This window comes from Lichenicoccus sp. (assembly GCF_965276875.1).
Taxonomy (GTDB): domain Bacteria; phylum Pseudomonadota; class Alphaproteobacteria; order Acetobacterales; family Acetobacteraceae; genus Lichenicoccus.
Window position 1 is genome coordinate 3,637,049 of the sequence record NZ_OZ255701.1, and the last position, 13,283, is coordinate 3,650,331.

The following is a 13,283-nucleotide window of genomic DNA, read 5'->3' on the forward strand; positions in this document are numbered from 1 at the left end:
TTACGTTAGCGTGTGGTATCGCACCGGCAACGGCTCAATAATCGAGGAAACATTCATGGCTTCATCGTATCACGTCATCGGCAGCTACGCCGCCGGTGCGGGTCCCTGGTCCGTCACCGCGGCGGACCTCGGCAATGGGCTGCCGGACATCGTCGTCGGCAGCACCGCAGGCGGGGTGGAGGTGCTGATGAACCAGGGCGGCGGCAGCTTCGCCCCGGCCGTGAGCTACGCGACCGGAAGCGAAGTCTATTCGGTCACGACGGCGGATCTCGGCAATGGCCGGCAGGACATCGTCGCCGCCGATTATGGCAGCGGCGTGGACGTGCTGATGAACCAGGGTGGTGGCAGCTTCGCCCCGGCCACGACCTTGGCAACCGGGAGCCGCGTCTACTCCGTCACCACCGCGGATCTCGGCAACGGGCACCAGGATATCATCGCCACCGACTTCAACGGTGGCGTGGACCTGCTGATGAACCAGGGCGGCGGCAGCTTCGCCCCGGCCGTGAGCTACGCCCTCCCGTATGGTGCCGTCGCCGTCACCACGGCGGATCTCGGCAATGGCAGTCAGGACATCATCGTCGCCAATTACAACGGCAGCGTGGACGTGCTGATGAACCAGGGCAACGGCAGCTTCGCTGCGGCCGTGAGCTTCGCCGTCGGAGGCACTAGCATACGGGCCATCACCACCGCGGACCTAGGCAACGGCCGTCAGGACATCATCGTCGCCGATCAGAACACCGGCGTCGTGGACGTGCTGATGAACCAGGGCGGCGGCAGCTTCGCCCCAGCCGTGAGCTACGCCGTCGGAGGCGTTGCGTATTCGGTGACCACGGCGGACCTCGGCAACGGCCGGCAGGACATCATCGTCGGCGACTCGGGCCATGGTGTCGCGGTGCTGATGAACGAGGGCGGCGGCAGCTTCGCCCCGGTCGCGAACTACGGCACTGGCGCTATCATCGGTGTTACCACAGCCGACCTGAACGGGCCGAGCCATCCCGATATCGTCGCCGCAGATAACGCCGGCCAGGTCGAGATTCTCGGCCCCGGGCCTGGGATCAACCCCGCGACCTATTCGGCCGTCGAGCAGGGCCAGACCACGGTGCTCGGCACCGTCTCGCCCGACCAGAGCGGCGACACGCTGAGTGTCGCGGCAAGCGGCACGATCGCCGGGGCACTCTCGTTGGGCGCGGTGCAGGCCGACGGCACCCAGCAGGTGCTCTACACGGCGCCGGCGAGCATTGCCGCCAGCACCACGGACACCGTCAGCTACGTGATCACCGATTCCGACGGCACGTCCACAACAAGCACGCCGCAGACTATTACCCTTGACGCCGGACCATCGGTCGTGGCGGTGACGCCGTCGGTCGTCGAAAAAACCCAGAACACGGTGATCGGCACGGTCACCCCCGGCGAGATCGGCGACACCCTGACCCTCACTCAGGCGGCAGGCGGCCTCGGCACGGTGAGCCTCGGCGCCGTGCAGACAAACGGCACCCGGCAGGTGATCTACACGGCCCCCACAGCGGTCACCGCCAGCGGCATCGACACGGTCAGCTATTCCGTCACCGACCAGCATGGTGGCGCTGTCGCCAGCCAGAGTGCCTCGGTGAGTCTCGACGCCGGACCTTCGGTCATCCCCATTGCCGCCGCCGTCGAGCATGGCCAAACCGCCGTGATCGGCATCGTCACACCCGGCGTGAGCGGTGACGCGCTGACGCTCGCTCAGGCGCCAGGCGGCCTCGGCACGGTGAGCCTCGGCGCCGTGCAGACGGACGGCGCGCAGCAGGTGATCTACACCGCCCCTGCCTCAATCAGCACCAGCGGATCCGACGCGGTCAGCTACAGCATCACCGACCAGCACAACGACGTGGTCACCGCCCAGACCACCGCGGTCACGCTCGATGCCGGAGCCGCCATCCACACAGCCCCGCCAGGTGTCATCGAGCAGGGCCAGAGCGCGGTGCTGGGCACGGTCACACCAGGCGTCGCCGGCGATACGCTGAGCGTCAGCCAGGCGCCGGGAGCCCTCGGCGCGGTTACCCTCGGCGCCGTGCAGGCCGATGGCACCCAGCAGGTGATCTACACCGCACCCGCCGCCATCACCGCGACCGCCACCGACACCGTCAGCTACAGCATCGTCGACCAGCATAACCTGGTGGTCGCCGCCGACACCGCCTCCGTCGGCCTGGATGGTGGTCCGAGCATTACGCCGGGGACGCCCGCGGTGGTCGAGGGCCAGAGCACCGTACTCGGCACCGTGCAGCCGGGCATGGCTGGAGACACGCTGAGCATCAGCGGCAGCCAGGGCATGTTCGGCACGGTCTCGCTCGGCACGGTGCAGTCCGACGGCAGCCAGCAGATTATCTACACGCCGCCGGGCGATGTACAGGGCAGCAGGGTCGCGACCTTCACCTACACCATCACCGACCAGCACAATGCGGCCAGCGCCAACCAGTCCGCCTCGGTAACCCTGGACGGCGGCCCTATCGTCAGCCCGCAGACGCCGAATGTATTGGAACAGGGCCAGACCACGGTGCTCGCCACGGTCGCACCCGGCGAGCCGGGCGACAGCCTGACCCTCCACCAGACCAACAGTGCCCCGGGGAGCATCAGGCTCGGCGCGGTGCAGTCCGACGGCACGCGGCAGGTGATCTACACCGCGCCCGCCGACATTGCCGCCACCGGCAACGCCGCGGTTTCCTACGAGCTCTCCGACCAGCACGGGGCGGTGCAAAGCGCTGCCAGCGCCAACGTGGCGCTGGCGGTGATGGCGTTCACCGGCCTCGTAGTCGCCGCCGCCGACACCAATGCGACGCTCTCGGTCAGCCTCACGCTCGATGCGTCCTCGGGCGGCGGCTTCGTCGATCTCGGCACCGGCACGCTCAGCACCGACGGCAGCACCTACAGCGTCAGCGGCACCGCCGCACAGGTGAACGCGGCCCTGCACGGGCTCGGCTTTACCTCAAACACGGCTGGCGTGACCGCGCCGACCTTCCAGGCGAGCCTGTCCGCCGGCGGCGCCGCCACGCTGTATGGTGTGTCCGGCGCCGACATGATCACCGGCACCGCAAGCGGGCTTGCTTTGGTCGGGGACAGCCCCGGCGCCATGGTCTCGGCTCCGGCCTCAGGCGGCGACATCCTGGTGGCCGGCGGTGGCGGCGAAATCCTTGACGGGAGTGGTGCTGCCAATGGCGACGTGTTCTTCGGCGCGGCCACGGGCAGCATCTTCAAGGGCGGCACCGGCCACGATACGTTTGTCGGCGGCGCGGGCAACAACACGGTGACCAGCGGCGTCGGCGGCAGCGTGGTGTTCCTGGGCAGTGGCGCCAACCTGGTGCAGAGCCATGGCGCCGACACCATCGTCGGCAGCACCGGCAACGACACCATCGATGCCGGCGCCGGCGGCGTGGTGCTGTTCGCCGGCAGCGGCAGCACCAGCTTCATCGGCGATGCGGCGCGCAGCACCGTGATTGGTGGCGCGGGCGCGCTGACGGTGAGCGGCGGCGCCGGCGGTGGTGCGTTCTACGGCAGTGCAGCGGGCAACAACGTGCTGCAGTCCGGCACCGGCAATGCCTTCCTGGTCGGCGCCGGCAATGGCGATCAGCTCATCGCGACCGGCAGCGCCTCCGACATCCTGGTGGCGGGGCAGGGTAACGAGACGCTCAATGCGTCGGGTTCGACGGGTGCGGACCTGCTGTATGGCGGCAGCGGCGTCGATGCCATCACCTTGGGCAGTGGCGCCGACACGCTGCTGGCCGGGTCCGGCAGCGCCGGTGTCACCGTCGGCTCGGGCAGCGCGATGTTCGATTTCGTCGCCGGACATGGCAGTACGGCGACGATCACCGGCTTCAATACGAGCAAGGACCATCTCGCCTTGTTCGGCTATGGCAGCGGGCAAGCCGGCCATGCGCTGCAAACCGCCATCGTCTCCGGCGGCAACACCACGCTCGCTTTGTCCGACGGCAGCCACATCACCCTGCTGGGCGTGAGCAACCTCGGCTCCGCATCGTTCGTTTGATCAAACCGCGAAGAGGGAGAAATCGCCGTAGCCGAAGCGCGCCAGACCCTGCCGCAACAGGTCTGGCGCTGACGGCGGGGCGGTGAACAGAGCGTCGCCGCCGCCCTGGGCGCCGCCCTCGGCGGAGAGTGTCGCCAGCACCGTCTCCGTTCGCCGGGCTACCGCTTCGGCCGGATCCAGCCAGGCGATCCGATCGGAGCAGGCTGCGCGCAGAGCGTCGAGCAGGAAGCTGTAATGCGTGCAGCCGATACAGACGGTGTCGATCAGCGCCCCGCCATCCTGGCCGAACAAGGCGTCGAGCTCGACGCGGATCGTGTCGGGATCGACGGGCCAGCCGCGAAACGCGGTCTCGGCGAGATCGGCGAGGCTGCCGGCGCCGTGCGCGATCAGCCGGCAGTCGGGCGCGAAACGCTGCGCCAGGTCCTGCAGGTAGCGGCGTCGCACCGTCGCCTTCGTCGCCAGCAGCCCGATGGTGCGGCTGCGGCTGAGGGTTGCCGCCCATTTGATCGGCGGCACGCAGCCGACGAACGGCAGCGCGAAGTGCTGTCGCAGCGAAGCCAGTGCCACCGTGCTCGCGGTGTTGCAGGCGATCACCACCAGATCCGGGCGCAATTGCGTGATCGCGCCACCGATCACCTCCTCCAGCCGCAGGATCAGCGCCGTGTCGTCCAGTGCGCCATACGGATAGCAGGCGTTGTCGGCCAGCATTGTCACCCGGGCCGCGGGCAAACGCCGTCGCAGGGCGGCCACGATGCCGTAGCCGCCGATACCGGAATCGAACGCCAGGATATGCGCCAAGGCCGCCGTCAGCTGTCGGCCTGGTCCATCGACGCCTTGCGCGCCATCGCCTCGTCGGCCGAGGCGACACCGCCATGCCGGCTCGACCAGGCGCAGGGATCCTCGAGAAAGCGACGCACTTCGGCGGCGGCAGCCTCGGCGAAATACGGCCGCTCGGCGCAGGCTTCGAGCACGTCCCACCAGGTGCAGAGCGAATGCAGCTCGATGCCCATGCCGGCGAGCGTGCGGTGCGCGCCGGGGAAGACGCCATAGAAGAACACCACGAAGGTGTGATCGACGATCGCTCCGGCGTCACGCAGCGCCGTCGCGAAGCGAATTTTCGAGGCGCCGTCGGTGGTCAGATCCTCGACCAGCAGCGTGCGCTTGCCCTCCGGAACGTCGCCCTCGATCAGCGCGTTGCGGCCAAAACCCTTGGGCTTTTTCCGGACATAGGCCATCGGCAGCAGCATGCGGTCGGCGATCCAGGCGGCGAACGGGATGCCGGCGGTCTCGCCTCCGGCCACCACGTCGATGCTCTCATAGCCGACATGGCGGCCGATTTTGCTCACGCCGAGTTCGACGATCTTGGCCCGCGCGCGCGGGAAGAAGATGATACGACGGCAATCGATGTAGACCGGGGACTTCCACCCGGAGGTGAGGGTGTATGGCTCTTCAGGACGAAAATTGACCGCCTTGATCTCCAGCAGCAATCTGGCCGTGGTCAGGGCCGCGTCGCGGTCCCAATCGCTGCTGGCGCCTGCCGAGAGGCCTGTGTCCGGACCCGAACCCGTCATTACATACCCTTTCGTTCGATCGGCAGCAGTAGCCGCATGACCGCAGGAAATCCACCATGCACCGGTTTCTCACCCCCCGGCCTTTGCGAAGAGTGCGTCCCGCAACGACGCCGCCTGCCATGAGCCTGGCTTTGTTGCCGCAGGCGCCGGTGTGGGTGCTCGACGATCCGCGCTCCCCGGCGGGGGGGCCCGCGAGTGCCATCGCCGGCCGGCTCGGCCTGCCGTTCCGTAGGCTCGACTCCGCACCCGGACAGCCGCATCGCCCGGGCGGCCCCGGACCCGGGCTGGTGCTCTCGGCCGGCACCGCGTCGGGCTTGCGCGCGCTGCTGCTGCGCTCGCGTCACGGCTGCCGGGTGGTGCATTGCGCAACGCGGGCACTGACGCTGCCGCGGACCGCCACCTGGCTGCCGTTCGATCTCACCGTGTTGCCCCACGGCGTGTTCCAGGCGCCGGCCCAACCTGAGACCAGCCGGTTCATCCCCGTACTCGGCACCCCGAACGTCGTCTCGCCGGGCCTACTGGCGCGCGCCCGCGACCTGTGGGCTGAGCGGCTGTCGCACCTGCCGCATCCGCGCGTGCTGCTGCTGTTCGGCGGCACCGACCAGAAGGCGGCACTGGCCCTCGGGCAGCGCCTGTCCGCCATGGCGCGCGAGCGCGGCGGCTGCGTCATGGCCTCGGTGCTGCCGTCCGGCGCGCATGCCGCCGATGCGCTGGCGGTCGGGCTCGCCGGTTGCCTGCATCTGATCTACCGCGAAGGCGAGCCCGGCGAGGACCCGACCCTCGGCTTCCTCGGCCACGCCGACGCGGTGGTCGCCGCCGGTGTCGGCGAGCGCACTTTGTCGGAGGCATGTGCCGCGGCAGTGCCGATCTTCGCGACCCTGCTCGGCACCGAACGCCGCGACATCCGCGCCCTGATCGCGCGCATGGTGCAGGCAGACCAGATCAGGATGCTGGCCGACGACCTCTCCCCCTGGCCAAGACAGCCGCTCGACGAGGCCGGTCGTATCGCCCGCGAAATCCGCCTCCGCTTCGGCAAGTCCGCCGGACGCGAGTAGTATCCGCACGGAGCTACTGACTGACTGGTATTGCGGGGAAGCAAACCCTGCCCGTGCTTCGGCATGGCGGGATCAGACCTACGGTGGACATACCCCACCCGAGTGGGATGGCCTCGTTTGGCCAAGAGCGGCCAGACCGCTTCGGACGGGCAAACGCCCGGAGCGGACGACGCGGTTCTCCCTCAGATTTCAGTCGCTTCCGCCAGCGCGAGCGCATCTTCGAGGTCGACGCCGAGATAGCGCACGGTGCTCTCGAGCTTCGTGTGGCCGAGCAGGATCTGCACGGCGCACAGGTTGCCGGTGCGCTTATAGATCATCGCCACCTTGGTCCGGCGCAGGCTGTGGGTGCCGTAGGCCGCAGCGCTCAGGCCAATTGCCCCGATCCACTCGCCGACGAGTCGGGCGTATTGGCGCGTGCTGATGTGGTCGTCGCGGGCGACACGGCTCGGGAACACATATTAATGGCGCCCCCGCGCAGGACGAGCCAAGCGATCAGGTTCTCGCGGGTCGGTTCGGTCAGCTTGAACTGCACCGGCGTCTTCGTCTTGCGCTGCACCACCATCGCCCCGCGCGACGACGTCGCCGATCCGAAGCCTGACGAGATCGCAGCCGCGCAGCTTGCTGTCGACCGCGAGGTCGAACAGCGCAAGGTCGCGCACGCGCCGCTCGCGCTGCAGGTGGAAGCGGATCGACCAGATCTGCTTGGGCTTCAGCGGCGGCTTCGCGCCGACGTACCGGCCCTTGTTCCAGGGCGTCACGGGACGGGTATGTGGGGGCGGGACAGGCAGTTTTTTGCTCTACATCGCAGGTCTCCTCGACCGCGGGAAGCGGCCGAGGCCAAGGTCGCCCAACTACGGTGCCTCTTGCCATCTAATGCCAACTGGACCACGTTGGGCGGTGAGGAGCACGCCCCCATGCCGAGCCGCAACATCAGCCTGACCGATCACTTCGACGGTTTCGTCGAGCGGAGCATCCGCGCTGGCCGCTTCGCGAACGCGAGCGAGGTGGTACGGGCCGGCCTCCATCTTCTTGAGCACCGCGAGCGGGGAGAAGAGGAGCGGCGCGCGGCGTTGAAGGCGGCTGCGGCGGAGGGCTTCGGCGCGCTTGACCGCGGCGACCATGTTCTCCTCGACGGCGAGCAGGCGCTGCGGCGGAAGCTGCAAGAGGTTGGCCGGGCGGCTCGGGCGGGGATTGCAAGCACGGCGGGATGAGCCGCTACACGCTGTCTGGACCCGCGTTGCAGGACATTACCATGATCCTGGCCGAGAGCGCCGCGCGGTTCGGCGATGCGGCGAGCGAGCGCTACGAACGGCTGATCGCGACCGCCCTCATCGAACTCGCGGCCGATCCCGCGCAGCCCGGCAGCCGCGCGGCGCCGGAGTTGGCGGACGGCGCGCGCATTTACCACCTGCGCGACAGTAAGCGCCGCGCCCGCGCCGGGGCTGGCGCGGTCGGCGCGCCTCGGCACTTCGTGCTCTACCGGGTGCTCGAACCAGATCTGATCGGCATCGCCCGCGTTCTCCACGACAGCATGGATCTTCCCGCCCACGCGACCGACGACTTTGGCGAGGGATGATCGGCCCTAAGGCCCTATGAAACGGCAAGGCTGATGGCACGCCGCATTGAATACGATGGCCGAAAGCGGTCAGTCCGCTTGCGCTGTGAAGGTGCACAACGGGACATTCAGCTCGACAGTCGTAAGTTCTCGACCCGACCTATGCCGGGCGCTCGGTCGCCAATTATGCGATCTCGGGAGCGGACATTCATTGACGAGGCCAGAACCGACCACCAAAAAAGCGGTCCCGGCTTCTATGATCCCCCTCCGGGAGCGTACGGCGGCGCGGAACTGCGGACACTTCCGAAAGTCAAGACTTTCGGGTCGTCGGCGCATTAAGGCTTTCCAAGAGCTTAGGCATTCCGAAAGATATAATCGAAACGCAGCCAGTCGCCTCGAACCGTGGCCACTCACCCTCTAATTCCCCGGACGGTGTCCGGGCCATCCCGTTTTCGCCCTGTTCGCCCCAAGACGGTCTGTCTGCCAGCGCTAACGATGCCCGCGCCTGAGCGTGTCCGGTCTTAGGGTATGCACCTTGTTTCGTGCACCGATCTCGGGCATGCAACCGGGATGGGAGAAAGTTCAGCCTTGCGATGACCGGCCTGATGAAGGCCGTAGCGTCTGGCAAGCCGCGTGAGAAGGCTGGGGCGCGTACGATGGCGCGCTATGGTTTTCAGGTTCACGCCTCGATCCTGAAGATGCTGGATCTGCACCGAAGCGGGGCGGACTACCGCGCGGTCTTCGACCACTTCGACGACCTGATGGTCTTCGACAAGGCCGATAAGCCTGAGAAGGTCGACTTCTATCAGATCAAGTCGCAGGACAAGGGCGAGTGGACCCTAAAGGCGATGGTCGCCAACAAGGGCAAGGGCAAGCCGGCTACATTCCTTGGCCGGCTGCACCACCACATGGCTACCTTCGGGCAGATGGTCAGCCGGCTCGTGTTCGTCTCCAACCTGTCGTTCAAGCTGAAATTGGCCGACGGCACCGAGACCACACCCGACCATCATCTCGTCCGTTCAACAGACCTCCACCCCGATGCAGTCGCCGCTTTAAAGAAGGCGGTCGACAACGATGCGGCCAAGCCGCCCGCAGCCTATGGCTGCGACCGGTTCGTGTTTGAGCGGACGCCACTCGGACTTGCCGAGCAGGACAAGTTCGTCAAAGGCTGTCTGCTCGACTTCTTCCACGAGCGCGGTGGCGCCGAAAACATCCCCGTAATCTCTTTATATGAGACGCTTCAGGGAAACGTCTTGGCCAAGACCGGCGTCACTCAGGAGTTCACGACCGAGGCAGAGTTCTATGAGCGCAAGACGCTGTGCCGCGCCGATATAGAGGACATGTTCGCGCGAGCCACAGGCGGGCGCCGCTTCGCCGAAAGCTGGCTGACGATCCGTGCGGATCTGGCTGCCGCCGGGATGAACACGATTGATGTCGTCCGGCTACAGAACAGCTGCCTGCGCTACATCCGGGGACGTTCTGCGGGAGAGTCCGGAGCCACGGCCTTCAACGCTGCGTGCCAAGATGCCATAGTCGGACATCCGACGGAGATCGAGGCATGCACCACCTTGCCGGAGATCGCCGCGCGGCTAAAAGGCTGGGTTTCGTCCGATTACGAGCATCGGCATGGCGCCCTCTATGTTGAGGCATTCGAGGCGATTAAATGAGCAGACCAAACGTTGTTGGCTTGCGCCGCTTGCTGACCAGCATGAAAGATTCCAAGGGTGCGCATGCTGCGGTTCTCGCGTCTTTGCCTGTTGTCCCAGCACGAAAGGCGGGCGTTCAAGCTGAGCTTCGAATCGGAAGCGACGGTGTTGCAGGCCGGAAACGGGTTCGGGAAATCGGCCGTACTAAAGAGCCTGTATGACGCGCTCGGAGCGAAACCGCATAAGATTGACCATCCCTGGCGCAGCGCGCAGGTCGAGACCCTCCTGGAGTTCACGGTAGACGGCACGCCATACGCCATGCTGGCGGGACGGGGCCGGTTCGCGGCCTTCGACGGCGATCAGAATGTGCAGCTGCGCACGACATCCATCGGCGATGATTTAACGGACTACCTGGCCAAGCTGCTCGATTTCCAGCTGGAGATGGCTGACCGGGACGATCAGGCGATCACGCCGCCACCCGACTACATGTTCGCACCCTTCTACATCGATCAGGACAACTGGCGGCAGCCATGGGCGTCGTTCAAGGGCCTTTATCTCGCCAATTCGAAGCAGACCCTCGCCGACTATCATTCCGGGCTGAAGCCGAACGCTTACTACGCGGGGCAGACGCGCCGGAACCTGATCCAGTCGCAACGCAAGTTGCTCGAAGGCGAGCGAGAGGTTCTGCACCAGACGCTGGAAAGCATGCGGGACTTGGTCTCGGACGTCGTTCTTTCCTTCGACCTAACCGACTTTCAGGTTGAGACCGAGCAGCTGCTCGCGGAGAGCCGCAAGCTGCATCAGGACCAGCTGGCATACCGGCAGAAGCTTTCTGACATCAGCGAAGAGCGCCGGCTGTGGCTCGAACAGCGCGACCTGGTCAGAGCGTCACTCGCCGAGATGGACGAGGCCTTCGCGGCGGCACTGGAGCGGCCTGCCGATGTGGCCTGCCCGACGTGCGGCCATCACTATTACAACTCAATTGCCGACCAATTTGAGATCGTCCAGGACAAGGACGGCCTATTCAGCTCGCTGATCATCAGTCAGGAGAAGCTGCACGAACTGGACGCGAAGGCTGAGGTTGAACGAAAGAACATCGCCAAGCTGGAAGACCGCATCGCGCGGATCAATCACCTCCTCGGCGTGCGCAAAGATGAGCTGTCCCTCAACGATGTGATTGCGGCACAGGGGCGGAACGAAGCGGGGCGGATCATCCGGGGCCGTATCGCGAAAATTGATGATGGCATCTCGGAAAGGCGCAGTCAGGAAGAGGCCGCCGCGCGAGAGATGCAGGCGGCGGTAAGCCGCAAGCGAAGTCAGGAAATCAAAGGCTTCTTCAGGGACCGGCTATTCGAGTTCTGTGATCATCTGTCGGTCAGGCTCGACACGTCGAGAGCCCCCTCTATGACTACAATGCCGTTCGGGCGCGGCAGCGAAGGGCCGCGTGGGCTCATAGCCTACTACTACGCGTTCCTGCACACGGCGCGGCGTTACTCATCCTCCGCCTTTTGTCCGATCGTGATTGACGCGCCAAATCAACAAGGGCAGGACGACATGACGCGGGTGATGCGCTTTATTGTCGACAAGCGTCCACCACACAGTCAGGTCGTCGTCGCAACCGAGGACGTCTTCGGTCTGACCAACAACGACGCTGATATCATTCATGTCGGCAAGCGGAAGAACCAGCTCCTCGACGAAGATCTCTATGATGAGGTTTCCGACATCGTGAGACCGTATCTGGGTCAGCTCATCTAAATCGGCAGCATCAACCGCCCGGGGTGAGGCGGCTTCTCGTCTTCCCTCAAAAGCCCATCCTGTACGATAGCGGCAGCCGAAGCGTCTCGTCCCATGGCTGTCGCCATACTGCGTCAGTCTACTGTGCTCTAGCCGTTTTTCACCACAGACGGCCGAAAGCCGGACATGCCGCTCCCCACCCCTCCCGGTCATCGACATCGTGCGAACGCATGTCCGCTTTCGGTACCGAGCTGCCAAGCCTGAAATGACCGACTTGAGCGCAAAGCCGCCGCCGGTCGGCCGGGCGGCGTATGTCCGGTTCTCACGAGGAGCAGTTGGTGATGCTAATTTCCAGCACGGAGGGGTAGGAGCCAACCAGTGCCGTGGGACCGACAGGACTAATGTCATTGGCAAAGCGTAGAGACCCAAATGCGCCACCGGAGCGGGCTTGTTCGTCGTCCGTCGCTTTGTCGGCGCCCGGCGAGAGCGGATGCGTGACATGCTGTCGATCAGAGTTTGTGGATGTCAATCCGGTTAGTGTTGGTTGCGGTGGAGATCTCGTAGTGATCGGTCTGAACGACGTCGAGAATATGCCTGGGCCGATAAGCAACGATGTTGATGCCGCCGGTGTGACGCACGCTGTCGTAGATCAATCCATTGCCGCCGGTCGCCCGCACACGCTCCCCGAAGATCTGAGATCGGAGATAGCTGTCGGGAGCGAGCAGGTCGGCCTGGGTGGCGCGCTGGCCGCGCAGGTCCAAATAGGTTCCCAGTAGAGTCGCGTTGTATGTGCGGTATCGCCTCGCCATGCCCGGAAGGCCTCGCGCGAACGCCTCGCGACGGAGATGGTGGCCGACCTCGGCCGCGGCGGTCGCGATCGTGGCGGCGGCGTACCAGGCGCCGAGGTCTCCGGTGTTGAAGCGCGTGCCGGACGGTGCCGCGTGCAGGAAGGCGGCCATGATGACGCTGCTGTTGGGGCGGCCGTAAACCCAGTCGGATGCCGCGAGGCGGGCGATGCGGTCGAGGACGAGCCGGTCGTTCGTCCATCCGGCCAGTTCCATGACTGCGGCGGCATCGGCTATGGTGGAGACGGTGTCGAACAGGCCGATCGGCGGAAAACGCGAGGGGATCAGTCGGAAGCTGGGCCGGGGTGCCGCGGCCTCGGTCAACTGAAGATGATGTCCTTGTCCGCGGCGGGGCGGACGTCGCGATCGATCTCGTTGGGCGCCATGTAGAGGCCGCCGCGTGCGCCGTCGAGGAAGCGCCGGACTGTCTGCATGCTGTCCTGACTGCCGCTGGTCACCAGGTCCAGCGGTGGGCGTCCGCCGAAGACCAGCGCGCGGTGTGGGCGTGTCAGCCAGGCGATGCCTTCTTGCTCGTGCTCGAACAGGATGTTCAAGGCCTGGTGGATGCCAAGCACCAGCGAGAGCCGCGTCAGCACATCGACGTCGAGCGTGAGGTCGCCGTGTTCCCGGGCGGTTTTGGTCCATCCCTGATACGTGGAGCGGGAGGGATAGCCCAGGCAGAGTCGACGCTGCTCCTCGTTGAGCCCCCAAAGGTCCGCGATCGCCAGGAAGGTCCTAAGGCCGGGGGCGCTCAGGCGCCTTCGGCTGGCGGGTGCGAAGCGCGTGGGGAGCAACTGGTCAGGCCCGGGGGCGAGGTCTTCCTGCCGCAAGGCGTGCTGCATGGTCGGCGCTCCAAATG

The 13,283-nt window shown here is 66.1% G+C and carries 12 protein-coding genes; 6 read left to right on the forward strand and 6 right to left on the reverse strand.

The annotated features are described in order from the left end of the window. The first annotated feature begins 55 nt into the window (after positions 1-55). A complete protein-coding gene (locus ACQY4K_RS17640) occupies positions 56-4,018 on the forward strand; it encodes a beta strand repeat-containing protein (protein WP_428391499.1) in 3,963 nt (1,320 codons plus the stop codon). Here ACQY4K_RS17640 and ACQY4K_RS17645 read toward each other — a convergent pair whose 3' ends face one another. Both ACQY4K_RS17645 and ACQY4K_RS17650 read right to left on the reverse strand, forming a co-directional pair. Further along, entirely contained in the window at positions 4,019-4,816 is a 798-nt protein-coding gene (locus ACQY4K_RS17645) for a glutamate racemase (protein WP_428391500.1), read from the reverse strand. Positions 4,817-4,824: 8 nt separating this feature from the next. After that, positions 4,825-5,589: an orotate phosphoribosyltransferase gene (locus ACQY4K_RS17650; RefSeq protein WP_428391501.1), complete on the reverse strand. Its 765-nt coding sequence runs from the start codon at positions 5,587-5,589 to the stop codon at positions 4,825-4,827. Positions 5,590-5,708: 119 nt separating this feature from the next. On the opposite strand from ACQY4K_RS17650, the gene ACQY4K_RS17655 reads away from it, so the two are divergent. After that, positions 5,709-6,644: an ELM1/GtrOC1 family putative glycosyltransferase gene (locus ACQY4K_RS17655; protein WP_428391502.1), complete on the forward strand. Its 936-nt coding sequence runs from the start codon at positions 5,709-5,711 to the stop codon at positions 6,642-6,644. Between the two features lie 182 nt (positions 6,645-6,826). On the opposite strand, the gene ACQY4K_RS17660 is transcribed toward ACQY4K_RS17655, so the two are convergent. Next, positions 6,827-7,099 carry a tyrosine-type recombinase/integrase gene (locus ACQY4K_RS17660; RefSeq protein WP_428391503.1) on the reverse strand — a complete coding sequence of 91 codons (273 nt, stop codon included), beginning with the start codon at positions 7,097-7,099 and terminating at the stop codon, positions 6,827-6,829. A gap of 3 nt (positions 7,100-7,102) precedes the next feature. Continuing rightward, the gene (locus ACQY4K_RS17665; RefSeq protein WP_428391504.1) at positions 7,103-7,402 is read right to left on the reverse strand and encodes a hypothetical protein; all 300 of its coding nucleotides are present in this window, start codon (positions 7,400-7,402) and stop codon (positions 7,103-7,105) included. Positions 7,403-7,558: 156 nt separating this feature from the next. Here ACQY4K_RS17665 and ACQY4K_RS17670 point away from each other — a divergent pair, with 156 nt between their 5' ends. From ACQY4K_RS17670 to ACQY4K_RS17685, 4 genes are all read left to right on the forward strand, one after another. Continuing rightward, positions 7,559-7,855, forward strand: a complete 297-nt coding sequence (locus ACQY4K_RS17670; protein WP_428391505.1) for a type II toxin-antitoxin system ParD family antitoxin — start codon at positions 7,559-7,561, stop codon at positions 7,853-7,855. Then, entirely contained in the window at positions 7,852-8,220 is a 369-nt protein-coding gene (locus ACQY4K_RS17675) for a type II toxin-antitoxin system RelE/ParE family toxin (protein WP_428391506.1), read from the forward strand. Before ACQY4K_RS17670 ends, ACQY4K_RS17675 begins: the two co-directional genes overlap by 4 nt. A gap of 572 nt (positions 8,221-8,792) precedes the next feature. Further along, positions 8,793-9,866, forward strand: a complete 1,074-nt coding sequence (locus ACQY4K_RS17680) for a dsDNA nuclease domain-containing protein (RefSeq protein ID WP_428391507.1) — start codon at positions 8,793-8,795, stop codon at positions 9,864-9,866. 57 nt (positions 9,867-9,923) lie between these two features. Next, positions 9,924-11,600 (forward strand): hypothetical protein, encoded by a 1,677-nt coding sequence (locus ACQY4K_RS17685; RefSeq protein WP_428391508.1) that lies wholly within the window; start codon positions 9,924-9,926, stop codon positions 11,598-11,600. A gap of 488 nt (positions 11,601-12,088) precedes the next feature. Here ACQY4K_RS17685 and ACQY4K_RS17690 read toward each other — a convergent pair whose 3' ends face one another. Further along, positions 12,089-12,748: an RES family NAD+ phosphorylase gene (locus ACQY4K_RS17690; protein ID WP_428391509.1), complete on the reverse strand. Its 660-nt coding sequence runs from the start codon at positions 12,746-12,748 to the stop codon at positions 12,089-12,091. Then, on the reverse strand, positions 12,745-13,266 hold the full coding sequence (locus ACQY4K_RS17695) for an MbcA/ParS/Xre antitoxin family protein (RefSeq protein WP_428391510.1): 522 nt from the start codon (positions 13,264-13,266) through the stop codon (positions 12,745-12,747). Before ACQY4K_RS17695 ends, ACQY4K_RS17690 begins: the two co-directional genes overlap by 4 nt. Between the last annotated feature and the right edge of the window lie 17 nt (positions 13,267-13,283).

Excerpts from the sequence above, each read along its gene's own strand:
- ACQY4K_RS17695 (WP_428391510.1), bottom strand. The coding sequence starts at position 13,266 with ATGCAGCACGCCTTGCGGCAGGAAGACCTCGCCCCCGGGCCTGACCAG.
- ACQY4K_RS17680 (WP_428391507.1), top strand. The coding sequence starts at position 8,793 with ATGACCGGCCTGATGAAGGCCGTAGCGTCTGGCAAGCCGCGTGAGAAG.
- ACQY4K_RS17640 (WP_428391499.1), top strand. The coding sequence starts at position 56 with ATGGCTTCATCGTATCACGTCATCGGCAGCTACGCCGCCGGTGCGGGT.
- ACQY4K_RS17670 (WP_428391505.1), top strand. The coding sequence starts at position 7,559 with ATGCCGAGCCGCAACATCAGCCTGACCGATCACTTCGACGGTTTCGTC.
- ACQY4K_RS17650 (WP_428391501.1), bottom strand. The coding sequence starts at position 5,589 with ATGACGGGTTCGGGTCCGGACACAGGCCTCTCGGCAGGCGCCAGCAGC.
- ACQY4K_RS17675 (WP_428391506.1), top strand. The coding sequence starts at position 7,852 with ATGAGCCGCTACACGCTGTCTGGACCCGCGTTGCAGGACATTACCATG.
- ACQY4K_RS17655 (WP_428391502.1), top strand. The coding sequence starts at position 5,709 with ATGAGCCTGGCTTTGTTGCCGCAGGCGCCGGTGTGGGTGCTCGACGAT.